The sequence below is a fragment of the Psychromonas sp. SP041 genome, from assembly GCF_000470315.2.
Classification (GTDB): domain Bacteria; phylum Pseudomonadota; class Gammaproteobacteria; order Enterobacterales; family Psychromonadaceae; genus Psychromonas.
This window is the reverse complement of the sequence record NZ_CBRF02000067.1, coordinates 1355-8679: the sequence shown is the minus strand read 5'-3', so window position 1 is coordinate 8679 and position 7325 is coordinate 1355. Positions and strand designations below refer to the sequence as shown.

Sequence of the window (7325 nt, the reverse complement as noted above, 5' to 3'; positions counted from 1 at the left end):
ATTATATAAATGGCTATTACAATCGATATCGCCCACATCAGTTTAACGGCGGATTTTCACCGTTAGCAGCAGAGAAAGAAAACGTAAAAACCTCTAACAAGATGGCCAGTTTTACTTGACCACTGCAATGCGCCCCGAGATCAAAGGCATGAACCTAAACACCAGAAAGTGTGCATCCGAAGTCAAGAGCTCTGCGAGTTCTGTTTTTAGTTTACAAATCTTTTTGTGTTGTTACTTTTTTATGTGTTTATTTTTTTACATCAACTCAAAATGCAACAACCATTAAAGAAAAAATCACACGTCATCTTTTACAAAAAAACGAATGTTAAACTAAACTGAATTTCTAAGGCTAATTCCATGAAATAGCGACGAGGTGGCGATGAGTAATAATTTATTTCACATAGATCAGAAAAATACTGTTCAGTTCGTTACATTCCGAACACATGAAAGTGTTGCTTATTACCTCAAAAAAAATGACAAGAAAATAATTGAAAGTACCTCAAAGCAATAACATCAGTTAGATCAGTTTTTAGATACTAGCAGGGCAGGTGCAATATTAAATAATGAAATCATTTCTTTGCTTATTTCATTATTCAAATCTAAAGATAAAATCGAATACAACTTATTTGCAGTCTCTATTATGCCTAACCATGTACATCTACTTTTTCAGCAACTACAACCACTAAGTCTCATCATGCATAACGTCAAAGGATCTAGTGCATTTATAATCAATAAATACCGTTCAGAATCAGGAAAATTATGGGAGAAAAGTTATTATGACAAAGCCATCCGAACTGAAAAGCAGTTTCAAATGACTTATCAATACATTAAAAATAATGCATATAAAGCAGAGTTAGAAGATGCAAATAAACGATTCTATGGTGTTTATGAAAGTGAGTGATTGAATCTAGTGTTATGATTTAGGGATCTCTGCAAATCCTGTTTTTAGCTTGTGGGGCGTTTTTGTGTTGGTTGTTGTGTGCTTTTTATTTTGCAGGTTTGTTATTTTGGGGCGCACGCTTTAGCTTGCAGATCTCTTTTGTGTTAGTTATTTTGTGTTTTTTACTTTGATAACGAAGGTCAAAAGATCAAACCTAACACCAGAATCTCTGCAAGCTAAAGCATGTGCCCCGAGGTCAAAGGCATTAACCTAAGCACCAGAAAGTGTGCATCCGAAGTCAAGAGCTCTGTTTTTATATTTTGGATTTGTTACTTGGGGCGCACGCTTTAGCTTGCAGATGTTTTTTGTGTTGATTGTGGTTGTTGTATTTAAATTCTATGTTCGATTACTCAGGGCGCACGCTTTAGCTTGCAGATGTTTTTTGTGTTGATTGTGGTTGTATGTTTTATATATTGATTGTGAAGGTCAAAAGAATAAGGTCAAAGGATCAAACCTAACACCAGAATCCCTGCAAGCTGAAGCATGCGCGCCGAGGTCAAAGGCATGAACCTTAACACCAGAAAGTGTGCATCCGAAGTCAAGAGCTCTGTTTTTATATTTTGGGTTTGTTACTTGGGGCGCACGCTTTAGCTTGCAGATCTCTTTTGTGTTGGTTATTTTGTGTTTTTTACTTTGATAACGAAGGTCAAAAGAATAAGGTCAAAAGATCAAACCTAACACCAGAACCCCTGCAAGCTGAAGCATGCGCCCCGAGGTCAAAGGCATGAATCTTAACACCAGAATTCCTGCAAGCTGAAGCATGCTCCCCGAGGTCAAAGGCATGAACCTTAACACCAGAACCCTTGCAAGCTAAAGCATGCAGATCTCTTTTGTGTTGGCTATTTTGTGTTTTTTACTTTGATAACGAAGGTCAAAAGAATAAGGTCAAAAGATCAAACCTAACACCAGAACCCTTGCAAGCTAAAGCATGCGCCCCGAGGACAAAGGCATGAATCTTAACACCAGAATCCCTGCAAGCTAAAGCATGCGCCCCGAGGTCAAGAGATCAAACCCTAACAGCAGAATCCCTGCTGGTTAAAGCCATGCGCCGCGTAAATAAAATTTTTTAAAGGTGGCAGTTATAACTAATCACAATTAAATACTGGTTGTTTTGTTGATGGGGATCTTGCTCCCTTTTGTGAATAAAGATAAGCTAGCGATCCACTTTTTAACAAAGCTTTGTATAAAACTATGATTAAATTGCAAAACCTCACTAAGTATTATCCTTCTGATTTAGGCCCTCAATTTATTTTTCAGAATATTAACTTTGATATTCCTGATGGGCATAATATTGGGATTTTAGGATCGAACGGTGCAGGTAAGTCAACTTTATTTAGAATCTTAGCGGGCAGTGAGTACCCGAATAAAGGCAAAGTAGTGACAGACAAAGCTATCTCTTGGCCTGTTGCTTTATCCACTGGTATCCATCCGCAAATGACAGGGCGTGAAAATACGCGTTTTATTGGCCGTGTGAATGGGGTTGAGAATTTAGATGAGTATGAAGAGAAAGTTAAAAACTTTGCTGAATTAGGCATCAAATACGATTTGCCTGTTAAAAACTATTCAAGTGGTATGAAGTCTCGACTTGCCTTTGGTTGTTGTATTGCGATTGATTTCGATGTCTATTTAATTGATGAAGCGACTTCGGTTGGTGATCAAAAATTCCGAACCAAGGCTCGCCAAGCTTTGTTGGCTAAACGAAAAACGGCCAGTTTGATTATGGTTAGTCATGATCTTAAAGAAATTGAAGAGTTTTGTGATAGTGCGATTATTTTACATCAAGGAGAGCTTACTTTTTACCCTGATTTACAACAAGCTTTAAGTATTTATAAAAGCCTGTAATTCTTTATAAATAGCCTGTAATTATTCATTTATTTCATTAGTCGGTTTATAAGCTGTATTTTTGTATATTAAAATATAAATGAACTTATTAATTGAGTTACTCTCTATTATATTGACTATTTAGTTATATATATCTTATTTTAACAATGAAAAAGATACTTTTTATTATAGGGTATATTAAAATCACTTTAAAAATAGTTAGTTAGAGTGCTATTATTAAGGCTCAAATGGAATTGCCACTTGTATGATAAAAGTGAACAATAAGTAAGTAAATAATAAAGGTGTCGGTTATGTTAGGCTCAATGATAATAACGTCGCTTATGTCTTTTATGGTTTCATCTTTTCTTTTCTACTTTTTTCACCCAAAAGCGATTCAGTTTGGGCTGGTGGATAAAGCTAACCATCGTAAGCTACACAAAGGTAATATCCCTGTCATCGGCGGTCCCGCTATTTATATTGCTTTAGTCTGCGTATTGTTTTTTGAACAAAAATTTACTTCTAATATTTTATATTTTGTATCATGCAGCGGTTTTCTGATGTTACTTGGTGTCATAGATGACAAAATAAATTTAAAGGTGTCGCTGCGCTTACTCTCTATTATCGCGATCACTACTTTCCTGTATCATTTTGCCCAATTTAAAATAAGCTCGTTAGGTGATTTGTTTGCGCTAGGGGACATTCATTTATATGGTACTTCGTTGTTTTTTACAGTGATTGTAGTGATTGGTGTAATTACTGCTTTTAATATGGTCGATGGCGTAGATGGTTTGCTGGGTTGTTTGAGTATTATATCTTTTTCATCTCTAGCTATTCTTTTTGGGTTGAACGAGCAATTTAAACTGACTTCGATTTGTGTTTGTTTTATTGCTGCCTTAATTCCTTTTCTATTATGTAATTTATCGATACTCCCTGGTAATCGCTATAAGGTCTTTATGGGGGACTCAGGTAGTTTCTTCATTGGCTTTGTTGTCATTTGTTTATTAGTGGTGGGGAGTCAATCTTCAATGTACTTCGAGAATCACGTTGGTGAGTCAGGTTTATCACTTGCTTTTAGACCTATTACGGCTTTATGGGTGATGACGGTGCCATTATTAGATATGATTGCTAATATTATTAGGCGTATAAAAAGCAAACAGTCTCCATTTCAGGCTGATCGTGGGCATTTACATCATAAATTACAAGATATTGGTTTGTCAGATACACAAGTGCTGATCTTCATCTCTATTTTTGCTTTGATTGGTGCGGCGGTTGGCATTGTTGGTGAAGTTTCTAATATATCTGAAGTGGTTATGTCTAGTTTACTTATTCTTTTATTTATCGTTTACTTTCACTTGTATTCAAATACTTGGAAAGTTAGCGGATTAATTCATCGTTTATTTGGTAACAAGTTACCGGTTTCATAGGAAAGGTTATTTTATGCATTATGATATTTTTAACGGAGATGCTGACGGCATTATTTCATTAATACAGTTACGTTTATCTACCCCTTTGAAATCCTGCCTTGTTAGTGGTGTGAAAAGAAATATTCAATTATTAAAAACGGTATCAGCGAGCCCTGAAGATACGTTTACTGTATTGGATATTTCAATGGAAAAAAATACACAGGCATTAATTGATGTTCTTGATAAAGGGGCTGAGGTATTTTATGCCGATCATCACCGTGCTGGTGATATTCCTGAACATGAAAAACTAACGGCTTTGATTGATTTAGATGCGAATACTTGTACTGCACTGATTGTCGACCAACATTTAAAAGGGCAGTTCCATGATTGGGCTATTTGCGCTGCGTATGGCGATAATTTAATTGCTAAAGCTAACCAGTTAGCATCTGCAGCAGGTTATAGCGAAGCACAAGCAGAGCAGTTGAAAGAGTTAGGTACGTTAGTTAATTATAATGGTTACGGTGCTGATATTGCAGATTTACATTTTGACCCTGCTGAGTTGTTTACGGCTTTGTTAAAATATAAAAGCCCATTTGATGTGTTTGAAGATAAAGCATCGCCTTATTATGCTTTACAAGCGGCTTACCAAGATGATTTAGAGAAAGCATTGGCTATTGCTGCTGTTTACAGTGGTAAAAAATTGAGTGTATTTGAATTACCTGATGAAAAATGGTCTCGCCGTATTAGTGGTGTTTACGGAAACTTATTGGCGAATCAACAGCCAAACAGTGCTTTTGCGGTCTTAACTAAGAATGAGCAGGGTGGCTATCTGGTTTCTTTACGTGCTCCATTAGAAAATAAACAAGGCGCTGGTGATATTTGTAGCCAATTTGAAACAGGTGGCGGGCGTGCAGCAGCAGCGGGTATTAATCACCTCCCTAGTGACTCGCTACAACACTTTATTAGTACCGTTGAAACTTATTACGCTTAATTGCAGGCTTAAAATAAATTGTCGATAAAACGCTAATGGGCTGAAATATAACGTTTAATGATGTAGAAATCTGAATGTAAATATGATGAATTATTTTGCTTCATTCGACTTTGGCTTATTACAACTGAGAAAATAAAGATATAATCCCCTTGTTCACCTTTTATTACGTGATTCGTTGTCTACACAGAGAGATTTAAAATGAGAAAAATAGCAGTCGCTGGTACCGGTTATGTCGGATTATCTAACTCAGTTTTATTGGCTCAACATAATCAAGTCATTGCTGTTGATGTTATTGCTAAGAAAATTGAATTATTAAATCAAAAAATCTCGCCTATTGCAGATATTGAAATTGAAGAGTTTTTAAAAAATAAACCATTAAATTTTACTGCTACATTAGATAAAGAATTCGCTTATAAAGATGCTGAATTCGTGATTATTGCCACGCCCACAGACTATGACCCTGAAACAAATTACTTTAATACGTCTTCGGTTGAGTCGGTAATTAAAGATGTGATGGCGATTAACCCCAATGCAGTAATGGTTATTAAATCAACTGTGCCTGTTGGTTACACTAAGAATATTAAAGAAGAATTAGGTTGTGAAAATATTATCTTCTCTCCTGAGTTCTTACGTGAGGGTCGTGCATTATACGATAACTTACATCCTTCTCGTATTGTGGTGGGTGAGCAGTCTGAACGCGCTAAAGTATTTGCTAGTTTGTTAGTTGAAGGCGCAATCAAAGAGAATATCGATGTATTGTTTACTGATTCAACAGAAGCAGAAGCGGTTAAGTTGTTTAGTAATACTTACCTTGCTTTACGTGTTGCTTACTTTAATGAGTTAGATAGTTATGCCGAAGCGCATAATTTAAACTCACGTCAAATTATTGAAGGTGTTGGTTTAGATCCTCGTATCGGCAATCATTATAATAATCCTTCTTTCGGTTATGGCGGTTATTGCTTACCTAAAGACACTAAACAACTACGTGCAAATTACGCAAACGTACCAAACAATATTATTGGCGCAATTGTAGATGCGAATACCACACGTAAAGACTTCATTGCTAATTCAATTATCGCTAAGCAACCTAAAGTAGTTGGTATTTATCGATTAATTATGAAGTCAGGATCGGATAACTTTAGAGCTTCAAGTATTCAGGGCATCATGAAACGCATCAAAGCAAAAGGCATTGAAGTGGTTATTTATGAACCTGTGTTTGAAGGTGAAGACTTTTTTAACTCTAAGGTCATTAGATCTTTAGAAGAATTTAAGAAAATGTCAGATGTCATCGTATCAAACCGCATGGTTGATGAAATCAAAGACGTAGGCGATAAAGTCTACACCCGTGACTTATTTGGTAGTGATTAACTTACCGTTTAATTGCTTCAGCGCTTCTGACCTCAGGGCGCTGATTTGATTCTGCAGGGATTTATGTGTTGATTTTGGTTTGTGACTTCGGGGCGCTGGCTTTAGCCTGCAGGGATTTGTGTGTTAGGTTTTATATTTTTGATCTTTGCATCACGTGTTATGCACTATGAGTTGAGCAACTAACCTCATAACCAACAATCAACACAAAAATATCTGCAAGCTGAAAATACCAAAATAACCACGAAGCGCTACGCTACACGAAGGACACGAAGGAAAAGCTATAATCCATTACTTATTATTAATCGCTCTCACTCTCACCTTCTTCACCCTTCGTACCTTCCTGGTAAACCGCTTTTGACTTTGTATATTGAATAGTGTGCTTTTGACTTTGGGGCGCTGGCTTTAGCCTGCAGGGTGTGTGTGTTGATTTTAGTTTTGGTATTAGGGAATGAATAATACGAAGCTTATTATTAACGTTAAACACAAAAGATCTGCAAGCTGAAGCGTGCGCCCCGAAATAACAAACCTACAAGCTGAAAACAGGACTCGCAGAACTCCTCCGCTCATGACACTAGGCTATCGCCTAATTCGCCATGCACCTGAGTTCAAGTTCTTTCGACTTTGTATATTGAATAGTGTGCTTTTGACTTTGGGGCGCTGGCTTTAGCCTGCAGGGTGTGTGTTGATTTTAGTTTTGGTATTAGGGAATGAATAATACGAAGCTTATTATTAACGTTAAACACAAAAGATCTGCAAGCTGAAGCGTGCGCCCCGAAATAACAAACCTACAAGCTGAAAACAG

At 36.7% G+C, this 7325-nt stretch carries 5 protein-coding genes; all 5 read left to right on the top strand.

Annotation, left to right across the window (positions count from 1 at the left end; translation table 11 throughout):
• Positions 1-577 precede the first annotated feature (577 nt).
• Positions 578-901, top strand: coding sequence for a transposase (locus tag SP041_RS20390; RefSeq protein WP_170968586.1), 324 nt, complete (start codon positions 578-580; stop codon positions 899-901).
• A 1230-nt stretch (positions 902-2131) separates the two neighbouring features.
• Positions 2132-2782: an ABC transporter ATP-binding protein gene (locus SP041_RS20385; RefSeq protein ID WP_025565275.1), complete on the top strand. Its 651-nt coding sequence runs from the start codon at positions 2132-2134 to the stop codon at positions 2780-2782.
• A 290-nt stretch (positions 2783-3072) separates the two neighbouring features.
• Complete coding sequence (wecA, locus tag SP041_RS20380; RefSeq protein ID WP_051368598.1) at positions 3073-4185, top strand: UDP-N-acetylglucosamine--undecaprenyl-phosphate N-acetylglucosaminephosphotransferase; 1113 nt, start codon at positions 3073-3075, stop codon at positions 4183-4185.
• A gap of 13 nt (positions 4186-4198) precedes the next feature.
• Positions 4199-5155: a hypothetical protein gene (locus SP041_RS20375; protein ID WP_037049722.1), complete on the top strand. Its 957-nt coding sequence runs from the start codon at positions 4199-4201 to the stop codon at positions 5153-5155.
• 198 nt (positions 5156-5353) lie between these two features.
• Positions 5354-6523: a nucleotide sugar dehydrogenase gene (locus SP041_RS20370; protein ID WP_025565277.1), complete on the top strand. Its 1170-nt coding sequence runs from the start codon at positions 5354-5356 to the stop codon at positions 6521-6523.
• The last annotated feature ends 802 nt before the right edge of the window (positions 6524-7325 follow it).